We start from the raw sequence: 22866 nt of genomic DNA, 5'->3' as shown, positions 1-22866 counted from the left end.
CGCGAAAGCGGTGGGTCAGACAACATTGATATCGACTGACCCACCGCTTTCGCGAGCAAGCCCGCTCCCACAGGGGATTTGTGGTGTATTTGACTGACTTTTAAGTCAATAAAACCGGCCCTTTGCGCCGAATGACAGATGGTCGCTATGGGGGCTGTTTATCTGCTTCATTGAGGTATACTGCGCGGCCTTCGGCCGGTTCGTCCGGCCATAATTCGTACAATCAAGCCACGCATTTTGCGTGGCTTGTTGTTTTTTGACGCGCCTGCGGGCGCCCAGAGAGAAGAGGCATGACGATGAGTGCACTGGTTGGCGTGATCATGGGCTCCAAGTCCGATTGGTCCACCCTTAGCCACACCGCCGATATGCTGGAAAAGCTCGGCATTCCTTACGAGGTGAAAGTGGTCTCTGCCCACCGCACCCCGGACCTGCTGTTCCAGTACGCCGAAGAGGCCGAGGCGCGTGGCATCGAGGTGATCATCGCCGGTGCTGGCGGCGCGGCTCACTTGCCAGGCATGTGTGCGGCCAAGACCCACCTGCCGGTGCTGGGCGTGCCGGTGCAGTCGTCGATGCTCTCGGGCGTCGATTCGCTGCTGTCTATCGTGCAGATGCCCGCGGGCATTCCGGTCGCCACCCTGGCCATCGGCAAGGCTGGCGCGATCAACGCAGCACTGCTCTCGGCGAGCATCCTCGGCGCCAAGCGCCCGCAGTTCCACGCGGTACTGAAAAAATTCCGTGCTGAGCAGACAGACAGCGTCCTGGAAAATCCAGACCCACGCATCGCCTGAGGTTGTTGACGATGAAGATCGGTGTAATCGGTGGCGGCCAGTTGGGTCGCATGTTGGCGCTGGCGGGCACTCCGCTGGGCATGAACTTCGCTTTCCTGGACCCCGCTCCGGATGCTTGCGCAGCCGCGTTGGGCGAACACCTGCGGGCCGATTACGGCGATCAGGATCACCTGCGTCAGCTGGCCGATGAAGTCGATCTGGTGACTTTCGAGTTCGAAAGCGTCCCGGCCGAAACCGTGGCCTTCCTGTCGCAATTCGTCCCGGTCTACCCGAGCGCCGAAGCCCTGCGCATCGCCCGTGATCGCTGGTTCGAGAAGAGCATGTTCAAGGACCTGGGGATTCCCACCCCGGCGTTCGCTGACATTCAATCGCAAGCCGATCTGGACGCTGCCGTGGCTTCCATCGGTCTGCCGGCCGTGCTGAAAACCCGCACCCTGGGTTACGACGGCAAGGGCCAGAAGGTCCTGCGCAAGCCTGAAGATGTCGCCGGCACCTTCGCCGAACTGGGCAGCGTGGCCTGCCTGCTGGAAGGTTTCGTGCCGTTCACCGGTGAAGTCTCGTTGATCGCCGTGCGCGCTCGCGATGGTGAGACCAAATTTTATCCGTTGGTTCATAACACCCACGACAGCGGCATCCTCAAACTGTCCGTGGCCAGCACCGACCACCCGCTGCAAGCCTTGGCGGAAGACTATTCCAGCCGTGTGCTCAAGCAGCTGAACTACGTTGGCGTGATGGCGTTCGAGTTCTTTGAAGTCGACGGTGGCCTCAAGGCCAACGAAATCGCCCCGCGGGTCCACAACTCGGGTCACTGGACCACTGAAGGTGCCGAGTGCAGCCAGTTCGAAAACCACCTGCGGGCCGTTGCCGGTCTGCCGCTGGGTTCGACGGCCAAGGTCGGCGAGAGCGCGATGCTCAACTTCATCGGTAAAGTGCCGGAGACCGAGAAAGTCCTGGCCATTGCCGATTGCCATCTGCATCACTATGGCAAGGCGTTCAAGGTCGGTCGCAAGGTCGGTCACGCCAGCCTGCGCTGCGCCGACAAGGCCACGCTGGAGCAGCAGATCCTCAAGGTCGAAGCGCTCATCGCCGAATAGTTTCATGTGGCAGCGGCGGAACCATTCAGGGGCCGCCGTTCTCTCATGGCAGGATGCCAAAGTCTGACTAGGCTTTCGCATAGCCAAACCAATCAGAGGGAAATGCCATGGGAATTATCGGAACCATCTTTATCGGCTTGATCGTCGGCCTGCTGGCTCGGTTCCTGAAACCGGGCGATGACAGCATGGGCTGGATCATGACCATCCTGCTCGGTATCGGCGGTTCGTTGGCGGCCACTTATGGCGGCCAGGCTCTGGGCATCTACCAGGCCGGTCAAGGTGCAGGCTTCATCGGTGCGCTGGTTGGCGCGGTGGTGTTGCTGGTGATCTACGGTTTGATCAAAAAGAACTGATCCAAAGCGACAAAGCCCCCTCTGCGCCGCACGCAGAGAGGGCTAGAATGCTCGGCGTTGCACCGTCCTCTCCTTTACCGAGCACTTCCATGCGCCGTCTTTTACTGACTTTCCTTTTACTGGGCTCGGGCCTCGCCCATGCCGGCGAATTGCCGGAAACCGACTGGCTCGAATTGATGCCAAAGTCGGACCAGAAAGCCCTCGAGGCCATGCCTGAAATCGACCACAACTCACCCGAAGCCAATGGCACCTTTACCAAAAAGGGTGGCATGAAGCAGAGCAAGGGTTTGCCGGCGGTGATGTATTCGACCAAAACCGTGCCGTCGATGAACGACAAGAACATCCGCATCGGTGGTTATCCGGTGCCGCTGGAATCCGACGCCCAGGGCCGCAGCACGCTGTTCTTCCTCGTGCCGTATCCGGGCGCCTGCATTCACGTGCCGCCGCCGCCACCTAATCAATTGGTGTTGGTGCGATATCCGAAAGGGTTGAAGCTGAATGACATCTATACACCGCTGTGGGTGACCGGCACGCTGAAGGTCGAGAAGGTCAACAATGACCTGGCTGACGCGGCGTATGCGCTGGATGCGGCGAAAGTGCGGGTGGTCAAAGAGTCGGATCTGTAAAGCGCCAGTAGGCCTGGCACAAACCAAATGTGGGAGCGGGCTTGCTCGCGAAGAGGCCATAACATTCAACATCATCGTTGACTGTTACACCGCCTTCGCGAGCAAGCCCGCTCCCACATTGGTTTTGTGGTGTTAGAGAGATTTGCTACCGATGCTGACACCCAGGGTATGGCTCGCACCCGGTGCCAGTGTCACCACATCATCCATCACATTCGCCGTTTCAATGCACAGCATCCGCTGCCAGCCATCGTCGGCCATGTCGCTGAACGCCGCAGCGCGATCAATCCACGGATTCCAGATCACCGCCGAGCGTGAACCGCTGCTGGTCAGCTCGATGCGCCGTTCCCAGGCCGGATCGACAATACTCAGCTTCGCCGGGGTATTGAGATAGATACGATCAGTCTCGCCGACAAAACGCAGATCGCCGGTCTGAGTGACGGTTTTCCAGTCGTCCAGGGTTTCGATGTAACTCAAGCCATCCAGCCCTTCGACCTGCACGTTGCGCACATCGCTGACCGCGAAATAGCTGTGCAGTGCCTGGCTGATGGTGACGTTGTCAGTGCCTTGGTTGTGGCTGGTCAGGCTGATGTGCAGTTGCTCATCCAGACGAATGCTCAGCTTCAAATCCACTTGATGCGGCCAGCCTGGCAAACCGCCTTCAGGGTAAGGCAGAACAAACTCCACCTTCAGGCTTTCGCCCTCGGTTTCAATGCCGCCCAGTTCCCAGTCCATCGCCCTTACCAGCCCGTGGGCGGTCGGCGCTTCGTTGCTGACGCGCATCGCCTGAACGCGCTGCGGGTTGCGCGGCAAGTTACCAAACCACGGCCAGCACACCGGAACCCCGGCGCGGATGCTCTTGCCAGTCTTGAACACGGCCTCGTCGTTGAGCCAGATCAGCGGCGGTTGCCCGGCCACTTGATAACTGAGGATGTGCGCGCCCTGCTGGGCAACCAGCAATTCGGCCTGACCGTGGCGGATGCGCCAGCAGTTCAGTTCATCCAGTTTCACGGCTTCAACGTTGGGCGTACTCATGGGCAACTCTCGATCAGGAACAATGACTGCAATGGACCGCAGAAAGGTCGTAGTGTTTAACGAGCTCTAGGCGGAACCGAACGGGTGCGACCGCTGCCGTCGATGGCGACGAACACAAATACGGCTTCAGTCACCTTACGCCATTCGCTGGACAGCGGATCGTCACTCCAGACTTCGACCATCATCTGAATCGAGCTGCGGCCGATTTCCAGCGCCTGGGTATAGAAGGAGAGCTGAGCGCCCACCGCTACCGGAACCAGAAATGCCATGCGGTCGATCGCAACCGTAGCCACGCGGCCACCCGCGACTTTGCTGGCCATTGCGGTGCCGGCCAAATCCATCTGCGACACCAGCCAACCGCCGAAAATATCGCCAAAGCCGTTGGTTTCGCGGGGGAGCGCGGTAATTTGCAGGGCAAGGTCGCCTTGCGGGATCGGATCTTCTTGTTCGAGCTCTATCATGCCGGGGGTGCCTCTGACCCGTGACTCTTCATAGGTGTAGCGGGTGAATAGCCGTCTTGGAAAAACGATTCAGCCCCGAACATACTACGTTCGTCACGTTTTTCGTAAGGCGCCTAAAGGGAAACTCTGCGAAATCGGCTGGCGGGTGCCAACGACGTTTTCGCACAGCAACCCCTTACAAGCAGGTGCAGGATTGCGAGTATATCGATCGGTAGACTCCGAGACGACCGTCCGGTTCTCATTTCGACCGTCAAATACGCACCTCTATGTGCTTTTTCGAACAATTTGCTATCGTGCCGGACCTGCCCAAGCCTCAGCCAGCGTTGTTGGGGTTGCAGATCCGACTATAAGAGAAGCCTTGCCATGACCACAGCGCCCTCGAGCATCGCGCAGCCAACCCAATCCGCACGTCCGCTGACCCGCAGCGACTACAAGACTTTGTCACTGTCTGCCCTGGGCGGTGCGCTGGAGTTTTACGATTTCATCATCTTCGTGTTCTTCGCCACGGTGGTCGGCAAGCTGTTCTTCCCGGCCGACATGCCCGAGTGGCTGCGCTTGATGCAGACCTTCGGGATCTTTGCCGCCGGCTACCTGGCGCGGCCACTGGGCGGCATCGTCATGGCGCACTTCGGCGACCTGCTGGGACGCAAGAAGATGTTCACCCTGAGCATTTTCATGATGGCGGTGCCGACCCTGATCATGGGTTTGCTGCCGACTTATGCGCAGATCGGGATGTGGGCGCCGATCCTGTTGCTGCTGATGCGGGTGATTCAAGGCGCTGCGATTGGCGGTGAAGTGCCTGGCGCGTGGGTATTCGTTTCCGAACACGTGCCGCAGCGTCATATCGGTTATGCCTGCGGCACCCTGACCTGCGGCCTGACGGCCGGTATCCTGCTGGGCTCGTTGGTGGCAACAGCGATCAACAGCATTTATACCTCGGTGGAAGTCGCGGATTACGCTTGGCGGATCCCGTTCCTGCTGGGTGGCGTGTTCGGCCTGTTCTCGGTTTACCTGCGCCGCTGGTTGCACGAGACGCCGGTATTCGCCGAGCTGCAACTGCGCAAGGCCCTGGCAGAAGAAGTGCCGCTGCGCGCCGTGTTGCGCGACCATCGCGGGGCGATCCTGATTTCCATGCTGCTGACCTGGCTGCTGTCCGCCGGCATCATCGTGGTCATCCTCATGACCCCGACCGTGCTGCAGACCGTCTACCACTTCTCGCCAACCACCGCATTGCAGGCCAACAGCCTGGCGATCGTGTTTCTGAGCCTGGGCTGCGTCGCCTCCGGTGCGCTGGCTGACCGCTTCGGCGCGGGTCGTGTCTTCGTGTTCGGCAGTGCCGCGCTGCTGATCAGTTCGTGGACCTTCTACCACAGCCTGTTCAACCACCCTGACTGGCTGTTCCCGATGTACGCCGTGACCGGCTTGCTGGTCGGCACCATCGGCGCAGTGCCGTATGTGATGGTCAAAGCCTTCCCGGCGGTGGTGCGCTTCAGCGGGCTGTCGTTCTCCTACAACCTGGCCTACGCCATCTTCGGCGGCCTGACCCCGATGGTTGTCACCTTGCTGCTCAAGGAAAGCCCGTTGGGGCCTGCCTATTATGTGGCAATCATTTGCGGTGTCGGGATTCTGGTGGGCGCTTACCTCTGGAAGAAGGGTCGCTAGGCCGGCCCTTTGTATCGACTGCTCTGACGCCTTCGCGAGCAAGCCCGCTCCCACATTTGATTCAATTGGACACAAACTCTGTGTTCAGACGCAGATCCAGTGTGGGAGCGGGCTTGCTCGCGAAGAACGATAACGCGGTGCCCCAGCAAAAGATCGAATGCTGGCCTTTCATCCAATTGTCATATTTCAGCCATAGAGTGTTCACACGGCCTGCTGATACTTGGCCCCGACTTAACACACCTATCTGCTAGGAGTAAGGCATGAAACTGAAGCGTTTGATGGCGGCAATGACTTTTGTCGCTGCTGGCGTTGCGACTGCCAACGCGGTTGCCGCTGTTGACCCTGCTATCCCGAGCTACACCAAAACCACTGGTGTGTCGGGCAACCTGTCCAGCGTCGGCTCCGATACCCTGGCCAACCTCATGACCCTGTGGGCTGAGAACTACAAAAAAGAATACCCGAACGTAAACATCCAGATTCAGGCCGCTGGCTCCGCCACTGCGCCACCTGCGCTGACTGAAGGCACCTCTAACCTGGGCCCGATGAGCCGCAAGATGAAGGACACCGAACTGGCTGCCTTCGAGCAGAAGTACGGCTACAAGCCAACTGCTATCCCGGTTGCCGTGGACGCCCTGGCTGTCTTCGTTCACAAAGACAACCCGATCCAGCACCTGACCATGGAGCAAGTCGACGCGATCTTCTCCTCGACTCGTCTGTGCGGCGCTAAAACCGACGTGAAAACCTGGGGTGACCTGGGCGTGACCGGCGACCTGGCCAACAAGCCAGTTCAACTGTTCGGTCGTAACTCGGTATCCGGCACCTACGGCTACTTCAAAGAAGAAGCCCTGTGCAAAGGCGACTACAAGCCAAACGTCAACGAACAACCAGGCTCGGCTTCGGTCGTGCAGTCGATCAGCTCCTCGCTGAACGGCATCGGTTACTCGGGCATCGGCTACAAAACCGCTAGCGTGAAGACTGTGGCTCTGGCCAAAAAAGGCACCACTGAATTCATCGAAGACACCGAAGAAAACGCCCTGAACGGCAAGTACCCGCTGTCGCGTTTCCTCTACGTTTACGTCAACAAAGCACCGAACAAGCCTCTGGCCCCGCTGGAAGCCGAGTTCGTGAAACTGGTTCTGTCCAAACAGGGCCAGGAAGTTGTAGTGAAAGACGGCTACATCCCACTGCCGGCCAAGGTTGCTGCAAAAGCACTGGCTGACCTGGGTCTGCAGGAAGGCGGCGCTGAAGTCGCAAAAAAGTAAAACCCTGAGTCCGGGGTAATCCCGGACTCTGTAGGAGCTGTCGAGTGAAACGAGGCTGCGATCTTTTGATCTGGCCTCTAACCGCAAGATCAAAAGATCGCAGCCTCGGTTCCCTCGACAGCTCCTACAACCCCCAAATTTTCAGTCCGCTGCCAGTTCCCACAGGCGGCGGATTTGTTGCGTCACTGCATTGTCATCTTTCTGTCATACAGGATCGCTAGGGTGTGCGAATGAATGATCTGGCCAATTCCACCATGACTACTAATCCCCCCAAGCGAATTGACTTCAATACGCCTGAGCTGCAACGCAAGCGCCGCATCCGCGCGCTCAAAGATCGCCTGACCCGCTGGTACGTCCTTGTGGGCGGCCTCGCCGTTCTCGGCGCGATCACGCTGATCTTTTTCTTCCTCGCTTACGTTGTCGCGCCCCTGTTTCAGGGCGCCGACCTGACCGCCAAGGACGCCATCACGCCCGCCTGGATGCAAGACGCCGGCAAGCCGTTGATGATCTCCCTGGAAGAGCAGAACCAGGTCGCCATGCGGGTTTCCGACAAGGGCCAGGCGTTGTTCTTCGATATCGACAGTGGCGCTGAACTCAAGCGTGTCGATCTGTCGATTCCGGCCGGCACTACCGTGACCTCCATCGGCGAAGACCAACCAGGCCATCCATTGGTGGCAGTGGGCTTGTCCAACGGCCAGGCGCTGGTGTTCCGTCACACTTATAAAGTCAGCTACCCGGACGGCAAAAAAACCATCTCGCCGGCCATCGAATACCCGTACGGCGAAACGCCGATTGCGCTGAACGAGGCGGGCGGAGCCTTGGAGCACGTCAGCCTCAACGCCACCGATACGACGCTGATGCTGGTCGGCTCCACGGGTTCGCAGCTCAATGTTTTGTCGCTGACCAGCGAAGAAAACATGATGACCGGCGAAATCACCAATGAGCAGAAGCGCATCGATCTGCCGCAGATGACCGAGCCGGTGAAGAACATCTTCGTCGACCCGCGTCAGCAGTGGCTCTACGTGATTAACGGTCGCGCCCAGGCCGACGTGTTCAGCCTGCGCGACAAGAGCCTCAACGGTCGCTACAAACTGCTGGATGATGGCGAAGCGCAAATCACTGCCAGTACTCAACTGGTGGGCGGGATCTCGCTGATCCTCGGCGATTCCAAGGGCGGTCTGGCCCAATGGTTCATGGCCCGCGACCACGATGGCGAACTGCGTCTGAAGCAGATTCGTAACTTCCAGATGGGCACGGCGCCGATCGTTGAAATCACCGCTGAAGAACGTCGCAAAGGCTTCATCGCGCTCGACGCGTCCGGCAAGCTCGGCGTGTTCCACAGCACCGCCCACCGCACCTTGCTGGTGGATCAGGTGGTCGATGGCCAAGGCATTTTCGGTCTGTCGCCACGGGCCAACCGGGTGATCGTGGAGGCGGGCGGCAAGATTCAACCGTTGCTGCTCGACAACCCGCACCCGGAAGTGTCGTGGAGCGCGTTGTGGAGCAAGGTCTGGTACGAGAACTACGACGAGCCGAAATACGTCTGGCAATCGACCGCCGCCAACACTGACTTCGAACCCAAGCTGAGCTTGTCTCCGCTGACCTTCGGTACCTTGAAGGCCGCGTTCTACGCCATGCTGTTGGCCGCGCCGCTGGCCGTCGCTGCGGCGATCTACACCGCATACTTCATGGCCCCAAGCTTGCGCCGCAAGGTCAAACCGGTGATCGAGTTGATGGAAGCGATGCCGACGGTGATCCTCGGCTTCTTCGCCGGCCTGTTCCTCGCGCCGTATGTAGAAGGGCACTTACCAGGCATTTTCAGCCTGCTGATGCTCTTGCCGATCGGCATTCTGGTAGCAGGTTTCACCTTCAGCCGCTTGCCTGAATCGATCCGCCTGAAAGTGCCGGAAGGCTGGGAAAGCGCGATCCTGATCCCGGTGATCCTGTTCGTGGGCTGGTTGTCGCTGTACATGAGCCCGTACATGGAAACCTGGTTCTTCGGCGGCGACATGCGCATGTGGATCTCCCACGACCTGGGTATCACCTACGACCAGCGCAACGCTCTGGTGGTCGGTCTGGCCATGGGCTTCGCGGTGATCCCGAACATCTACTCCATCGCCGAAGACGCCGTGTTCAGCGTGCCTCGCGGTTTGACCCTCGGTTCTCTGGCCCTCGGTGCCACGCCATGGCAGACCATGACTCGCGTGGTGATCCTCACCGCCAGCCCGGGTATTTTCTCGGCGCTGATGATCGGCATGGGCCGTGCGGTCGGTGAAACCATGATCGTGCTGATGGCCACCGGCAACACTCCGGTCATGGAAATGAACCTGTTCGAAGGCCTGCGCACCCTGGCGGCCAACGTTGCGGTGGAAATGCCCGAATCGGAAGTCGGCGGCAGCCACTACCGCGTGCTGTTCCTCTCGGCGCTGGTGCTGCTGATGTTCACCTTCGTCATGAACACCCTCGCGGAACTGATTCGTCAGCGTCTGCGCAAGAAATACTCGTCGCTTTAAGAAAGGTAGAAGTCTGTGAAACAGAACTCCCTGAAAGGATGGTTCAAGAGCGGCGCCCCCGGCGTCTGGATCAGCGGTGGCGCGGTGTCCATCGCGGTCATCATGACCATTGGCTTGCTGGCAGTGATTGCCGTGCGCGGTCTGGGCCATTTCTGGCCGGCGGATCTGGTGCACGCCAGTTACGACGTGCCGGGCCAGGCCAATCACCTCGTCATCGGCGAAGTGGTGCAGAAAGAAGAAGTGCCGCGCGAGCGCCTGAAAAGCGCTGGCCTGCCGGTGCCCGATCAGGGCCCGGAGTTCATGACCCGCGAGCTGATCAAGGTCGGCAACCGTGACCTGAACGGCACCGACTTCACCTGGATCGTCGGCGAGTGGCTGACTAACCAAACGACCCCGCCAGAGCTGATGACCATCGAGCGTCGTGAGTGGGGCAACTTCTACGGCTACCTGGTCAACGTCAAACAGGACGGCAAGGTCATCGCTGAAGGTGAAGCTGCATGGCCTGAGCTGCAGGCCCGTGTCGCTCGCGTCAACCAGCTTGCCGCACAGCTCAAGAGCCTGGAAAAAACCGACATTGGCGCAATCAACGCCGGCCTCGAGCGCGTGCGCCTGCACGGTCGCAAGCTGGAACTGACCGGCACGATGGACGCTACCGCGCAAGCGGACATGGAGTCCGAGCGCGCCGAACTGAACGCTCGTTATCAGGACATCGAAGCTCGCCTGAACGACCTGCACGCCCAGTTCAACCGCGACAGCCTGACGGCCCGCGATGCCAACGGCAAAGAGATCGAAATCGGCATTGGCAAAGTGGTTCACGCCTACCAGCCGAACGGCATGAACACCTTCACCAAGATCGGCTTCTACTTCAGCAAGGTCTGGGAGTTCTTGAGCGACGACCCGCGTGAAGCGAACACCGAAGGCGGGATCTTCCCGGCGATTTTCGGCACCGTGATGATGACGTTGATCATGGCGATGATCGTGACGCCGTTCGGCGTGTTGGCAGCGGTTTACCTGCGTGAATATGCGAAACAGAACACCATGACTCGCTTGATCCGCATTGCCGTGAACAACCTGGCGGGCGTTCCTGCGATCGTTTACGGCGTGTTCGGTCTGGGCTTCTTTGTTTATGTGTTGGGTGGTTCAGTCGACCGGTTGTTCTTCCCTGAAGCGCTGCCGGCGCCGACCTTTGGCACGCCGGGTCTGCTCTGGGCGTCCCTGACCCTGGCGTTGCTGGCGGTGCCGGTGGTGATCGTGGCCACGGAAGAAGGTCTGGCGCGGATTCCTCGCACCGTGCGCGAAGGCTCGTTGGCCCTCGGCGCAACCAAGGCTGAAACCTTGTGGAAGATCGTACTGCCGATGGCTAGCCCGGCGATGATGACCGGCATGATCCTCGCCGTGGCTCGCGCCGCGGGTGAAGTGGCGCCGCTGATGCTGGTAGGTGTGGTGAAACTGGCGCCGTCGCTGCCGGTGGATGGCAACTACCCGTACTTGCACCTGGACCAGAAGATCATGCACCTGGGCTTCCATATTTATGACGTCGGCTTCCAGAGCCCGAACGTCGAAGCCGCGCGGCCGCTGGTGTATGCCACGGCGTTGCTGCTGGTGCTGGTGATCGCCACGCTTAACCTGTCGGCCGTCTATATCCGTAACCACCTGCGCGAAAAATACAAAGCGCTGGATAGCTGATAGCTGCCGCAAAAATTGAATGGGCTGCTGGCCTCAATGCCAGCCGCTCACTGAACCGAATTTGTTAGCACAGGGAGCCTCCCATGCAGCACGAAGCACATACCCACGGCATCAACATGTCGGCGCTGGGCCGCGACAAACAGAGCCTGAGTCTCGAACAGGAAACCGTGGCCATTGAAGTGCCGGGCCTGAGCCTGTTCTACGGCGACAAACAAGCGCTGTACGACGTCAGCATGAACATCCCGAAACAGCGCGTGACCGCCTTCATCGGCCCGTCCGGTTGCGGCAAGTCCACGCTGCTGCGCACCTTCAACCGCATGAACGACCTGGTGGATGGCTGCCGTGTCGAAGGCGAGATCAACCTCTACGGCAACAACATTTACCGTAAGGGCGAAGACGTAGCCGAGTTGCGTCGTCGCGTGGGCATGGTGTTCCAGAAGCCGAACCCGTTCCCGAAAACCATCTACGAGAACGTGGTCTACGGCCTGCGCATCCAGGGCATCAACAAAAAACGCGTACTCGACGAAGCCGTCGAGTGGGCGTTGAAAGGCGCGGCACTGTGGGACGAAGTCAAAGATCGTCTGCACGAGTCGGCACTTGGCCTGTCCGGCGGTCAGCAACAACGTCTGGTGATCGCTCGCACCATCGCCGTGGAGCCGGAGGTGCTGCTGCTCGACGAACCGTGCTCGGCACTCGACCCGATCTCCACGCTGAAAGTCGAAGAGCTGATCTACGAACTGAAATCGAAGTTCACCATCGTCATCGTGACCCACAACATGCAACAGGCCGCGCGGGTTTCCGACTACACGGCGTTCATGTACATGGGCAAACTGGTGGAATTCGGCGACACCGACACCCTGTTCACCAATCCGGCGAAGAAGCAGACCGAAGACTACATCACGGGTCGCTACGGCTAGGAAGCTGTTGTTGCTCACTGAACTGACGCTGCGGTCCACCGCACCTTACCGGACGCTCCAAGGACGCCAACATGATTAGTAAAGAAGGCCTTACCCATCACATCTCCGCGCAGTTCAACGCTGAGCTCGAGGAAGTGCGCAGCCACCTCCTGGCCATGGGCGGGCTAGTGGAAAAGCAGGTCAACGACGCGGTGACCGCGCTGATCGAGGCCGACTCCGGCCTGGCCCAGCAGGTTCGCGAGATCGACGATCAGATCAACCAGATGGAACGCAACATCGACGAAGAATGCCTGCGCATTCTGGCCCGTCGTCAGCCGGCAGCGTCGGACTTGCGTTTGATCATCAGCATCTCCAAGTCGGTGATCGACCTGGAACGTATCGGTGACGAAGCGACCAAGATCGCCCGTCGTGCCATCCAGTTGTGCGAAGAAGGCGAAGCCCCACGAGGCTACGTCGAGGTTCGCCACATCGGCGACCAGGTCCGCAACATGGTTCGCGATGCGCTGGACGCCTTTGCCCGTTTCGACGCCGACCTGGCGTTGTCGGTGGCCCAGTACGACAAGATCATCGACCGCGAATACAAAACCGCGTTGCGTGAGCTCGCCACCTACATGATGGAAGACCCGCGCTCTATCTCGCGGGTCTTGAGCATCATTTGGGTGCTGCGTTCGCTGGAACGGATCGGCGACCACGCACGCAATATCTCGGAGCTGGTGATTTACCTGGTGCGCGGCACCGACGTGCGTCACCTGGGCCTCAAGCGCATGAAAGAAGAAGTTGAAGGCACAAGTGGCGAAACCGCTAATGTTCCGGGCAAAGCTGACGATAAGTAAGATTGCCTGAGAAAAGCGCCCGGCCTTTTGGCCGGGCGTTTTTGTTTGTGGTTGATGAATTCGAAAGCAGCACCCGCGAACGAAAAGTCCCGGCGTGACTGAAGGTTTTTGGCAATGTGCCATCAGCAAAGCGGTATGCTTGCCGGGATTTTTTAAAGGGGTGATGGATGAGTAAGGTCAGTGTGTTGGTCGTGGACGACGCGTCGTTCATTCGTGACCTGGTGAAGAAGTGCTTGCGCAACTACTTCCCGGGGATCCGGATCGAAGACGCGGTTAACGGCAAGAAGGCTCAGGCCTTGCTGGCTCGGGAAGCGTTCGACCTGGTCCTGTGCGACTGGGAAATGCCGGAAATGTCCGGTCTGGAGCTGCTGACCTGGTGCCGCGAGCAGGACAACCTCAAGACCATGCCGTTCGTGATGGTGACCAGCCGTGGCGATAAAGAGAACGTCGTCCAGGCGATCCAGGCCGGGGTTTCAGGCTACGTCAGCAAGCCGTTCACCAACGAGCAACTGCTGACCAAGGTCAAGCAGGCCCTGAACAAAGTGGGCAAGCTCGACACCTTGATGAACAGCGCGCCGACCAAAATGAACTCGGCGTTCGGCAACGATTCCCTGAGCGCATTGACCGGCGGCAAGGCTGCCGTGGTCGCGCCAGCAGCGGCGCCGGTCAACCCGTTCGCCAAACCTGCCGCCGCCGCGCCGGCCCCGGCGGCTGCTCCGTCTCGCGGTCTGCTCAACAGCCCGCCGATCAAGCCTCCAGCGTCCTCCGCAGCGCCAACGGGCGGTCGTGGTCAGGGCCAACTGCGCCTGCCGAACGGCATTCAGCAATGTGTGATCAAGGCCTTGAGTCTCAAGGAAGCACTGCTGGTGGTGAAACGCACCGACTCCCTGCCGCAAGTGCTCGACAGCGCCGTGCTCGACCTGGAACAGGGCGATAACGCCGAAACCGCCCGTCTGAACGGCTACCTGCACGCCATCGTCGCCCACGAGCCGAAGCCCGACAGCGACTGGTTGCAACTGACCTTCCGCTTCGTCGACCAGGATGCGCAGAAGCTCGACTACATCTCCCGGTTGATAGCGCGTGGTACGGCGCAGAAGCATTTCGTACCCGGCGCTTAAGTTCGGTATCGTCTGTCAGGCCGCCATCGCGAGCAGGCTCGCTCCCACATTGGAATGCATTCCCCTGTGGGAGCGAGCTTGCTCGCGATGAGGCCTTCGAATTCACCGCACATCCGCTGAACGGCCCATTTTGAAACATCTGTCGACTACCCGGGTCCATTGCAGCTGCTAGGCTCCTACCCAGGCCTTACTCGACAGAATCTTGCCCATGCTCGCGCGCCTGCTGTTTTTCTGCGGTCTTTTCATGGCATCCGCCTCGGCGATGGCCATGACGATCTACAAGTCCACCGACGCCAGTGGCGTGGTCTCCTACAGCGACCGCCCCACGGCGGGCTCCAAGGTGTTCGTTTTTCGTGATCGCATGGTCGAGAATCTTGAGCGCCAGGTGTACGTCGTCATCACGAAGAAGAAGGGCGTGGACAGCGTTTACGTGCGCAATGACCTGTATGCGCCGGTAGAAATCGAGTTGAGCTTCGGCGGGCTGAAGAACGTCAGTGGTGCGCCAAGCCGGCCGATTCGCCGGGTGATGCCGGCACGCAGCAGTATTCGTCTGGCGCTGCTCACGGCCACGAAGCCCGAAAGGCCGCTCGCGTATACCCCAAAATTTGAATACTCCCTGGGCGACCCCTCAGGCGCCACCATGGCCTATCGGTACCCGCTGCCGTGGCGTGGCGGGCCGTTTCGGTTGAGTCAGGGCGCCAACGGTCAATACAGCCACTTTGGTCCCAAGAACCGCTACGCCATGGACATCGCCATGCCCGAAGGCACGCAGATCATTGCGGCGCGAGGCGGTGTAGTGGTGAAAACCGAGAATGCCCAGACCGGGCGCGGCACCGATCCGTCGGGTAATTTCGTGCGGGTGCTGCACGATGACGGGACGATGGGCGTGTACCTGCACCTCAAGCGAGGTTCGGTGAGCGTTCGCGAGGGGCAGCGGGTGTCGGTAGGGAGTCCGCTGGCCTTGTCGGGCAATACCGGCAACAGCAGCGGGCCGCACCTGCATTTCGTGGTGCAGCGCAATACCGGGTTGGGGCTGGTGTCGATCCCGTACCAGTTCAATCAACCGGTGGGCAGCCTGTCAAACTTTGCGCTCGGCAAACAGTGAGGTGTTGCCTGTTCTGACGCCTTCGCGAGCAAGTCGGACCGCCGCACCGCCGCTCCCACATTTGAAATGCATTCCAATGTGGGAGCGGGCTTGCTCGCGAAGGGATCGACGCGGATCCGGATCAGCGTATCAATCGAGCATCAACACCTTGGCCAGAATGATCTTCGGCCCTTTCATCTTCTTGATGATGATCCGCAAGCCTTCGACTTCCAGCACTTCTTCCTCTTCCGGCACCCGTTTCAGGGTTTCGTAGACCAGCCCGGCGAGGGTTTCGGCTTCGATGTGGTCCAGATCGATGCCCAGCAGGCGCTCGACCTTGAACAGCGGCGTGTCGCCGCGCACCAGCAGCTTGCCCGGCTGGTACGCGAGGATCCCGCGCTCAGCCTTGCGGTGTTCGTCCTGAATGTCGCCGACCAATACTTCCAGCACGTCTTCCATGGTCAGGTAGCCGATGATGTTGCCATCGGCTTCTTCAACCACGGCGAAGTGCGAGCCGCCTTTGCGGAACTGTTCCAGCAACTGCGACAGCGGCATATGGCGCGAAACACGCTCCAGCGGCCGGGTTAGTTCGGCGAGGTTGAACGACTCGGGAATGTGGTCAAGGGCTGCCAGTTCCAGCAGCAAATCCTTGATGTGCAGCAGGCCGACGAACTCCTGACGATCGCTGTCGTACACCGGATAACGGCTGAACTTGTGGCGACGGAACATCGCCAGGATTTCCTTCAGCGGCGCGTTGAATTCCAGCGTCACCAGGTCTTCCCGGGAATTGGCCCAGTCGACCACTTCCAGCTCGCCCATTTCCACCGCGGAGGCCAAAACGCGCATGCCTTGGTCGCTCGGGTCCTGGCCACGGCTGGAGTGCAGGATCAGTTTCAGTTCTTCACGGCTGTAATGGTGCTCGTGATGAGGGCCGGGTTCACCTTGGCCGGCGATCCGCAGGATCGTGTTGGCGCTGGCGTTGAGCAGGTAAATGGCCGGGTACATGGCCCAGTAGAACAGGTACAGCGGCACGGCGGTCCAGAGCGACAGCAGCTCGGGTTTGCGGATGGCCCAGGATTTCGGGGCCAACTCACCGACCACGATGTGCAGGTACGAGATGACGAAGAACGCGGCGAAGAACGACACGCCTTTGATCACTTCGGCCGACTGCACGCCGACGGCTTCAAGGATCGGCTCGAGGATGTGCGCGAACGCCGGCTCACCGACCCAGCCGAGGCCGAGGGAGGCGAGGGTGATACCCAATTGGCACGCCGACAGGTAAGCATCGAGCTGACTGTGAACGGTGCGCAGGATGTGTCCGCGCCAGCCGTTTTTATCAGCGATGGCCTCGACACGGGTCGAGCGCAGTTTGACCATGGCAAATTCCGCCGCAACGAAAAAACCGTTGAGCAAAACCAGGATCAGAGCAAAAAGAATCATGCCGAAATCGGCGAAGAGTGTCGCGAGGGTCAAGCCAGGGGAAGGGTCCATGATGGAGTTTTGCGGTTTCCGTGTATTCGAAAGGAAAGAAAAAAGTGCGCCTGAAGGGCAGGCGCAAGTCAGCCAATGTAGCGGCTGACCGGGCGATTGCCTAGTGGCGAGTGCTCGCCGGTATCAGTCGGCGGCGCTGATGACCCGGGATTTGGTGACCTGGGCCGGCGCAAAATGGCAGGTAAACGTGCTGCCGTGGCCCGGCACACTGCTGATTTCCATCCGTGCGCGGTGGCGCAGCAGCACGTGTTTGACGATCGCCAGCCCGAGCCCTGTGCCGCCGGTGTTGGAGTTGCGGCTGGAATCGACGCGGTAGAAGCGTTCGGTCAGGCGCGGCAGGTGTTTGCTGTCGATGCCGATCCCGGAATCCTGCACGCTCAGGTGTGCGCCTTGCTCATCACCCCACCAGCGAATGCGGATATTGCCTTCGGCCGGTGTGTATTTCACCGCATTGAACACCAGATTGGAAAATGCGCTGCGCAACTCGGCTTCGCTGCCCTTGAGGAGAATCGTCGGGTCGGCTTCCAGGGTGATCTTCTGATTGCGCTGGGCGGACAGTTGCTGAGCGTCGCTCTTGATCGATTGCAGCAAGCCGTCGATGGCCACCGGTTGGTTGTCCGACGGGTAATCGGTGGCTTCCAGTTTGGCCAACAGCAGCAAATCGTTGAGCAAGGTCTGCATGCGCCCACCTTGCTGCTGCATCTGCTGCAAGGCACGGGACCAGCGCGGGTTCACGTCCTCGACGTTGTCGAGCAGGGTTTCCAGATAGCCGCAAATCACCGTCAACGGCGTGCGCAGTTCATGGGAGACGTTGGCGATGAAGTCTTTGCGCATCTGTTCCAGTTGATGGATACGCGTCACGTCGCGCACCAGCATCAAGTGTTCGTTGTTGCCGTAGCGGGTGATGTACAGCTGAATGCGCAGGCGATCATTGATCGGTGACGGGATTTCCAGCGGCTCGGCATAGCTGTCCTGCTCGAAGTATTCCTTAAAGCGCGGATGGCGCACCAGGTTGGTCACCGGCTGACCGCTGTCTTGTGGTGTCTTGAGGCCGAGCAGCGTTTCGGCGGCGCGGTTCCACCATTCGAGGTTGCCGTCGCTGTCGAGCATGATCACTGCGTCTTTCAGCGCTGCAGTCGACTCCTGGACCCGGTCGATCACCGCTTGCAGACGCCCGCGCACACGTTGGTCGCGACGCTGCAGGTGGTAAATGCTGTCGAACACTTCGCCCCACAGGCCATAGCCATCGGGCGGTGCTTCATCGGATTTGTGCAGGCGCAGCCATTCGTGCAGACGCAGCAGTTGCTTGAGCGTCCAGGCCAGATAAAGGCCCAGGCCCGCGGCGAGGCTCCAGCCGTAATAGCCGGTAATCAGGCCGATCACCAGGCAGGCGGTGACCAGCAGCAGCATGTGGCGGATCAGGGTGCCATGCCAGTTTTGGTTCACTTGAACGCGCGTCCTTGTCAGCTTGTCGGGCGGGAAAGGCCCGGATCAGGCCTTGGTGGAGAACCGGTAGCCGGTGCCGCGCACGGTTTGTACCAGATTTTCGTAAGCATCGCCGAGGGCTTTGCGCAGGCGGCGGATGTGCACGTCGACGGTGCGCTCTTCAACATAGACGTTGCCGCCCCAGACCTGGTCCAGCAACTGGCCACGGGTGTAGGCACGTTCCTGGTGGGTCATGAAGAATTGCAGCAGGCGGTATTCGGTCGGGCCCATCTCGGCGGGTTTGCCGTCGATGGTCACGCGGTGGCTGATCGGGTCCAGCAGCAGGCCGCCGACTTCGATCGGCGTCTCGCCATCGGTAGGACCGGCACGGCGCAGTACGGCCTTCAGGCGCGCAACCAGCTCACGTGGGGAAAAGGGTTTGGTGATGTAGTCATCGGCACCGACTTCCAGGCCCTGGATCTTGTTGTCCTCTTCACCCTTGGCGGTGAGCATGATAATCGGGATGTCCCCGGTCAGCTCATCGCGCTTGAGGCGTCGGGCCAGCTCGATGCCGGACGTGCCGGGCAGCATCCAGTCGAGCAGGATCAGGTCCGGCTTGCGGTCGACAATGATGGCGTGGGCCTGCTGCGAGTTCTCAGCCTCCATGCAGTCATAGCCGGCCATTTCCAACGCAACGGCGATCATTTCGCGAATGGGCGCTTCGTCGTCGACGATCAGAATGCTCCTGCCAACCATGCCTTAATCCTCTTGTCATTTAACTGTCTTGCGCCGCATTAGATAACGGAATTATTGCAGTCGTGTGACAGTATTTTAGTCGCCCGGCGATTGTCATGATCCTGAACTAAGCTCTAATTCCGAATCCTGACAACCACAAAAGGAAGGTTTCCATGAAACACATTGCTCAAACCTGGAAGGCTCTGCTGGTCACGGCTGCGCTAACGCTGCCGACACTGGCCTTCGCCGCCGAGCCGGCGATGATGAAAGACGGGATGATGGTCGATCACAAGGGCATGACGGTGTACATGTACGACAAGGACTCGGGCGGCAAGTCGATGTGCAACGGCGAGTGCGCTGAATACTGGCCACCAATGATGGCGCCGGCGGGCGCCAAGCCCGAAGGCAAGTGGAGCACGATCAAGCGTGACGACGGTAAGATGCAGTGGGCCTATGACGGCAAGCCGCTTTACATGTTCATGAAGGACAAAAAACCCGGTGACATGGCAGGCGACAATATGAAGGACGTCTGGCACGTCATGCGCGAGCATAAATAAGCGATTCGCCTGTGCCGTAAACAGTTCACAGCCTGCGGTCGCTCCATCCCCCTGTTGGAGCTGGCGCAGGCTGCGATCTTTTCCAACGGTCAATGCAACGCGTAATCCAGCACAATCCCGACAAAAATCGCCAACCCGGCCCAGTGGTTGTGCAGAAACGCCTTGAAGCAACGCATCCGGTCCTTGCCGCGGGTGTACCAGAACTCCCACGCAAAACAGCCCGCCGCCGCCAGCAATCCCAGGTGGAACCAGCCGCCCAACTCGAATTTCGACCCGGCCAGCAGCAGGCAACCCAACGCCAACCCTTGCAGGATCAGGATGATCATCCGGTCCGCATCACCAAACAGAATCGCCGTGGATTTCACGCCGATCTTCAAATCGTCGTCGCGGTCGGTCATGGCGTAATAGGTGTCGTAGGCCACCGTCCACAGCAGGTTGGCGATCCACAGCAACCACGCCGCCGCCGGGAGTTCACCGGTTTCGGCGGTGAACGCCATTGGCATCCCCCAGGAGAACGCCGCGCCCAGCACCACTTGTGGGTAATAGGTGTAGCGCTTCATGAACGGGTAAGTGAAGGCCAGCGCCAAGCCACCGAACGACAGCCAGACCGTTGCCGCATTGGTGCACAACACCAGCAGGAAACTCACGCCCATCAGCAGCGCGAAAAACACCAGCGCTTCTTTGGAACTGATCTTGCCGCTCACCAATGGCCGCTGTTCGGTGCGTTTCACGTAGCCGTCGACCTTGCGGTCCGCCCAATCGTTGATCACGCAGCCGCCGGCGCGGGTCAGCACCACACCGAGGACGAAAATAACGATGTTGGCCAACGAGGGCGACCCTTTGCCGGCAATCCACAGAGCCCACAGCGTCGGCCACAGCAGCAGATAAATGCCGATCGGTTTGTCCATGCGGGTCAGCTGAATGAAATCCCAGGCCCGTGGATTCAAGTGATTCAGGGACTTGAGCAGGCTCTGATACATCAGCAATTCTCCGGATGGGCGCGAGTAGCGTTCCACAAGGTCGGCAAGAAAATTTCGGCCACCAGCACGCTCAAGGCGCCGCGGTCGAAACGCGAACGGCGGCCCCACAGCTCAGGTGCCCGGGACTCCATCGGCAGCCACTCCTGAGGATAGTGACAAACCTCAATGACGCGCCGTTGAAATGCCTGATCGCAAAACAGCAATTCGCCCAGGGAGCGGCTGCCCAATTCGTCCATGTGCAACCCATCGCCCTGCAACGCACTGCGCGCCGCCACGCTGCGGGCAAACACCCAGGCTTCGCCGTGGCCGCGCAGATACACCTCGCGCACCCAGCCCTCGCTGCCTTCGGCCAAGTCCAGCGCGGCACATTCGTCGGCGCGCAGCGGTTGCCAGCCTTCGAAGAGTGGCGTGACGCTGAAACCGTCATTCGACAAACGGATCAGCCGTCGGGTCAAAGAGCCTTCGTCGAACAGCCAGTCGAGCGTAGACATGTCGGGGAGGGGCGTCAGTTGGCTTCGAGGGAGCCAAAGCGGGGTCGCGGCAGGGGATTTTGAGTGCGGCACAGTGAGTCATTATTGGCAGCAAATGAGGCGGCGAGCTTACCATGTCAGCCTGTGATTTTGATTGATCCGGCCGGCCATTGCGTCGAACAGGCTTGCATCTGCCGGGCCCGATCAGTACAAAACGCGCTGAGCCGGACGGCAGCGCTCCAACCATCGACCGTTCGCGCCGGCAATAAGCCTGAATCCTGAGGATGAACCCAATGAAAAAGTGGCAATGTGTGGTCTGTGGCCTGATCTATAACGAAGCCGAAGGCTGGCCGGACGACGGCATTGCGCCGGGCACACTGTGGCAAGACGTACCGGAAGACTGGCTGTGCCCGGACTGCGGCGTGGGCAAGATGGATTTCGAAATGATCGAAATCGCTGCTTAAAACAATTAGAGGAGTAAGGAATGAACGCACCTGTCGTGATCGTCGGTACCGGGCTGGCTGGCTACAACCTGGCCCGGGAGTTTCGCAAACTCGATGGCGAAACCCCGCTGCTGCTGATTACTGCCGATGACGGACGCTCCTACTCCAAGCCGATGCTCTCCACCGGCTTCGGCAAAAACAAAGACGCCGACGGCCTGAGCATGGCTGAACCGGGCACCATGGCCGAGCAATTGAAGGCCGAAGTGCGTACGCATACGCGCATCAGCGGCATCGACCCTGGCCACAAGCGCTTGTGGGTCGGTGAGGAAGCGGTGTTTTACCGTGACCTGATCCTCGCCTGGGGCGCGGAAACCGTGCGAGTGCCGATCGAAGGCGACGCGGCTGACGCAGTCTTCCCGATCAACGATCTGGAAGATTACGCACGTTTTCGCGCAGCGGCGGCCGGCAAGCGTCGGGTGTTGTTGCTGGGCGCCGGTCTGATCGGCTGCGAGTTCGCCAACGACCTGGTCCTCGGCGGCTACGAGGTGCAACTGGTTGCACCGTGCGAGCAGGTCATGCCGACCCTGTTGCACCCGGCGGCGGCCGCTGCGGTCCAGGCCGGGCTGGAAAGCCTCGGCGCACGCTTCCACCTCGGGCCGGTGCTCAATCGCTTGCAGCGCGTTGCTGACGGACTGGAAGCGCATCTGTCCGATGGCCAGGTGATCCCTTGCGATGTGGTGGTGTCGGCCATCGGTCTGCGTCCGCGCATCGACCTGGCGGCGGCGGCCGGTGTGCAGGTCAATCGCGGCGTGGTGGTCGATCGTCAGCTGAAAACCTCCCACGCCAATATCTATGCCTTGGGCGACTGCGCCGAAGTCGATGGGCTGAATCTGTTGTACGTGATGCCCCTCATGAGCTGTGCGAGAGCGCTGGCCCAGACCCTCGCCGGAAACCCGACGGCGGTCAGTTATGGCCCGATGCCCATCACCGTTAAAACGCCGGTCTGCCCCTTGGTGGTTTCACCGCCACCACGGGGTTTGGAGGGCGTCTGGACAGTCGAAGGGCAGGGCGCGGACATCAAGGTATTGTGCCGCGATGCCAGCGGCAAACTGCTGGGATATGCCCTGACAGGCGCGGCGGTGATGGAAAAACTGGCCCTGAACAAAGAGCTTCCGGCACTGCTGGCGTAAATACCGGTCGTTCTGTCGGAATCACCCCTCTTTTGCCCATACAAAGGTCGCGCCGAGACTGGCGCGGCTCTTCGCTGCGTGCCATCCTCATTCCCGTCTGCCGCAGAGTAGAGCATCTGCGGCGCTTTGGGCGCTGTTCCAACGAG

The 22866-nt window shown here is 60.0% G+C and carries 22 protein-coding genes; 15 read left to right on the top strand and 7 right to left on the bottom strand.

All coding sequences use genetic code 11. The annotated features are described in order from the left end of the window. The first annotated feature begins 296 nt into the window (after positions 1-296). From purE to KGB23_RS01350, 4 genes are all read left to right on the top strand, one after another. Positions 297-788, top strand: coding sequence for a 5-(carboxyamino)imidazole ribonucleotide mutase (gene purE, locus KGB23_RS01365; RefSeq protein ID WP_046044990.1), 492 nt, complete (start codon positions 297-299; stop codon positions 786-788). Between the two features lie 11 nt (positions 789-799). Next, positions 800-1882 (top strand): 5-(carboxyamino)imidazole ribonucleotide synthase, encoded by a 1083-nt coding sequence (locus KGB23_RS01360; RefSeq protein ID WP_223429608.1) that lies wholly within the window; start codon positions 800-802, stop codon positions 1880-1882. A gap of 107 nt (positions 1883-1989) precedes the next feature. Next, a complete protein-coding gene (locus KGB23_RS01355) occupies positions 1990-2235 on the top strand; it encodes a GlsB/YeaQ/YmgE family stress response membrane protein (protein ID WP_008030708.1) in 246 nt (81 codons plus the stop codon). Between the two features lie 89 nt (positions 2236-2324). Further along, positions 2325-2861: a DUF3299 domain-containing protein gene (locus tag KGB23_RS01350; RefSeq protein ID WP_033059274.1), complete on the top strand. Its 537-nt coding sequence runs from the start codon at positions 2325-2327 to the stop codon at positions 2859-2861. Positions 2862-2993: 132 nt separating this feature from the next. Here KGB23_RS01350 and KGB23_RS01345 read toward each other — a convergent pair whose 3' ends face one another. Together KGB23_RS01345 and KGB23_RS01340 are read right to left on the bottom strand one after the other, a co-directional pair. Continuing rightward, entirely contained in the window at positions 2994-3893 is a 900-nt protein-coding gene (locus tag KGB23_RS01345) for a D-hexose-6-phosphate mutarotase (RefSeq protein ID WP_223429607.1), read from the bottom strand. Between the two features lie 56 nt (positions 3894-3949). Then, a complete protein-coding gene (locus KGB23_RS01340) occupies positions 3950-4354 on the bottom strand; it encodes an acyl-CoA thioesterase (protein WP_003177184.1) in 405 nt (134 codons plus the stop codon). A gap of 363 nt (positions 4355-4717) precedes the next feature. Here KGB23_RS01340 and KGB23_RS01335 point away from each other — a divergent pair, with 363 nt between their 5' ends. The 8 genes from KGB23_RS01335 (at position 4718) to KGB23_RS01300 (ending at position 15450) form a co-directional block, all read left to right on the top strand. Beyond that, positions 4718-6016 carry an MFS transporter gene (locus KGB23_RS01335; RefSeq protein ID WP_223429606.1) on the top strand — a complete coding sequence of 433 codons (1299 nt, stop codon included), beginning with the start codon at positions 4718-4720 and terminating at the stop codon, positions 6014-6016. A gap of 260 nt (positions 6017-6276) precedes the next feature. Beyond that, positions 6277-7278 (top strand): phosphate ABC transporter substrate-binding protein PstS, encoded by a 1002-nt coding sequence (locus tag KGB23_RS01330; protein ID WP_223429605.1) that lies wholly within the window; start codon positions 6277-6279, stop codon positions 7276-7278. Between the two features lie 479 nt (positions 7279-7757). Continuing rightward, positions 7758-9791, top strand: a complete 2034-nt coding sequence (locus KGB23_RS01325) for an ABC transporter permease subunit (protein ID WP_223429615.1) — start codon at positions 7758-7760, stop codon at positions 9789-9791. 15 nt (positions 9792-9806) lie between these two features. Then, on the top strand, positions 9807-11477 hold the full coding sequence (gene pstA / locus KGB23_RS01320; protein WP_223429604.1) for a phosphate ABC transporter permease PstA: 1671 nt from the start codon (positions 9807-9809) through the stop codon (positions 11475-11477). A gap of 83 nt (positions 11478-11560) precedes the next feature. Continuing rightward, positions 11561-12394: a phosphate ABC transporter ATP-binding protein PstB gene (pstB, locus tag KGB23_RS01315; protein WP_046044998.1), complete on the top strand. Its 834-nt coding sequence runs from the start codon at positions 11561-11563 to the stop codon at positions 12392-12394. A 71-nt stretch (positions 12395-12465) separates the two neighbouring features. Beyond that, on the top strand, positions 12466-13227 hold the full coding sequence (gene phoU / locus KGB23_RS01310) for a phosphate signaling complex protein PhoU (RefSeq protein WP_008150055.1): 762 nt from the start codon (positions 12466-12468) through the stop codon (positions 13225-13227). A gap of 167 nt (positions 13228-13394) precedes the next feature. Further along, complete coding sequence (locus tag KGB23_RS01305) at positions 13395-14345, top strand: response regulator (protein ID WP_046044999.1); 951 nt, start codon at positions 13395-13397, stop codon at positions 14343-14345. Between the two features lie 208 nt (positions 14346-14553). Further along, positions 14554-15450: a peptidoglycan DD-metalloendopeptidase family protein gene (locus tag KGB23_RS01300; protein ID WP_223429603.1), complete on the top strand. Its 897-nt coding sequence runs from the start codon at positions 14554-14556 to the stop codon at positions 15448-15450. Positions 15451-15579: 129 nt separating this feature from the next. On the opposite strand, the gene KGB23_RS01295 is transcribed toward KGB23_RS01300, so the two are convergent. The 3 genes from KGB23_RS01295 to phoB form a co-directional block, all read right to left on the bottom strand. After that, entirely contained in the window at positions 15580-16920 is a 1341-nt protein-coding gene (locus KGB23_RS01295) for a hemolysin family protein (protein WP_223429602.1), read from the bottom strand. A gap of 123 nt (positions 16921-17043) precedes the next feature. Then, on the bottom strand, positions 17044-18330 hold the full coding sequence (gene phoR / locus KGB23_RS01290) for a phosphate regulon sensor histidine kinase PhoR (protein ID WP_263288501.1): 1287 nt from the start codon (positions 18328-18330) through the stop codon (positions 17044-17046). An 81-nt stretch (positions 18331-18411) separates the two neighbouring features. Next, on the bottom strand, positions 18412-19101 hold the full coding sequence (gene phoB, locus KGB23_RS01285; RefSeq protein ID WP_046045002.1) for a phosphate regulon transcriptional regulator PhoB: 690 nt from the start codon (positions 19099-19101) through the stop codon (positions 18412-18414). 152 nt (positions 19102-19253) lie between these two features. Here phoB and KGB23_RS01280 point away from each other — a divergent pair, with 152 nt between their 5' ends. Next, positions 19254-19637: a hypothetical protein gene (locus KGB23_RS01280; protein ID WP_223429601.1), complete on the top strand. Its 384-nt coding sequence runs from the start codon at positions 19254-19256 to the stop codon at positions 19635-19637. A gap of 89 nt (positions 19638-19726) precedes the next feature. On the opposite strand, the gene ubiA is transcribed toward KGB23_RS01280, so the two are convergent. Both ubiA and KGB23_RS01270 read right to left on the bottom strand, forming a co-directional pair. Then, entirely contained in the window at positions 19727-20617 is an 891-nt protein-coding gene (gene ubiA, locus KGB23_RS01275; RefSeq protein ID WP_223429600.1) for a 4-hydroxybenzoate octaprenyltransferase, read from the bottom strand. Continuing rightward, positions 20617-21180 carry a chorismate--pyruvate lyase family protein gene (locus KGB23_RS01270; protein ID WP_223429599.1) on the bottom strand — a complete coding sequence of 188 codons (564 nt, stop codon included), beginning with the start codon at positions 21178-21180 and terminating at the stop codon, positions 20617-20619. Before KGB23_RS01270 ends, ubiA begins: the two co-directional genes overlap by 1 nt. 200 nt (positions 21181-21380) lie before the next feature. On the opposite strand from KGB23_RS01270, the gene KGB23_RS01265 reads away from it, so the two are divergent. After that, positions 21381-21551, top strand: a complete 171-nt coding sequence (locus KGB23_RS01265; protein ID WP_046045006.1) for a rubredoxin — start codon at positions 21381-21383, stop codon at positions 21549-21551. 20 nt (positions 21552-21571) lie between these two features. After that, entirely contained in the window at positions 21572-22720 is a 1149-nt protein-coding gene (locus KGB23_RS01260; RefSeq protein WP_223429598.1) for an NAD(P)/FAD-dependent oxidoreductase, read from the top strand. Positions 22721-22866 lie beyond the last annotated feature (146 nt).

This window comes from Pseudomonas sp. GL-B-26 (assembly GCF_019947405.1).
In the GTDB taxonomy this organism is placed as follows: Bacteria; Pseudomonadota; Gammaproteobacteria; order Pseudomonadales; family Pseudomonadaceae; genus Aquipseudomonas.
Note: the sequence above shows the minus strand (reverse complement) of the source record. Positions and strands in the feature narration are given on the sequence as shown.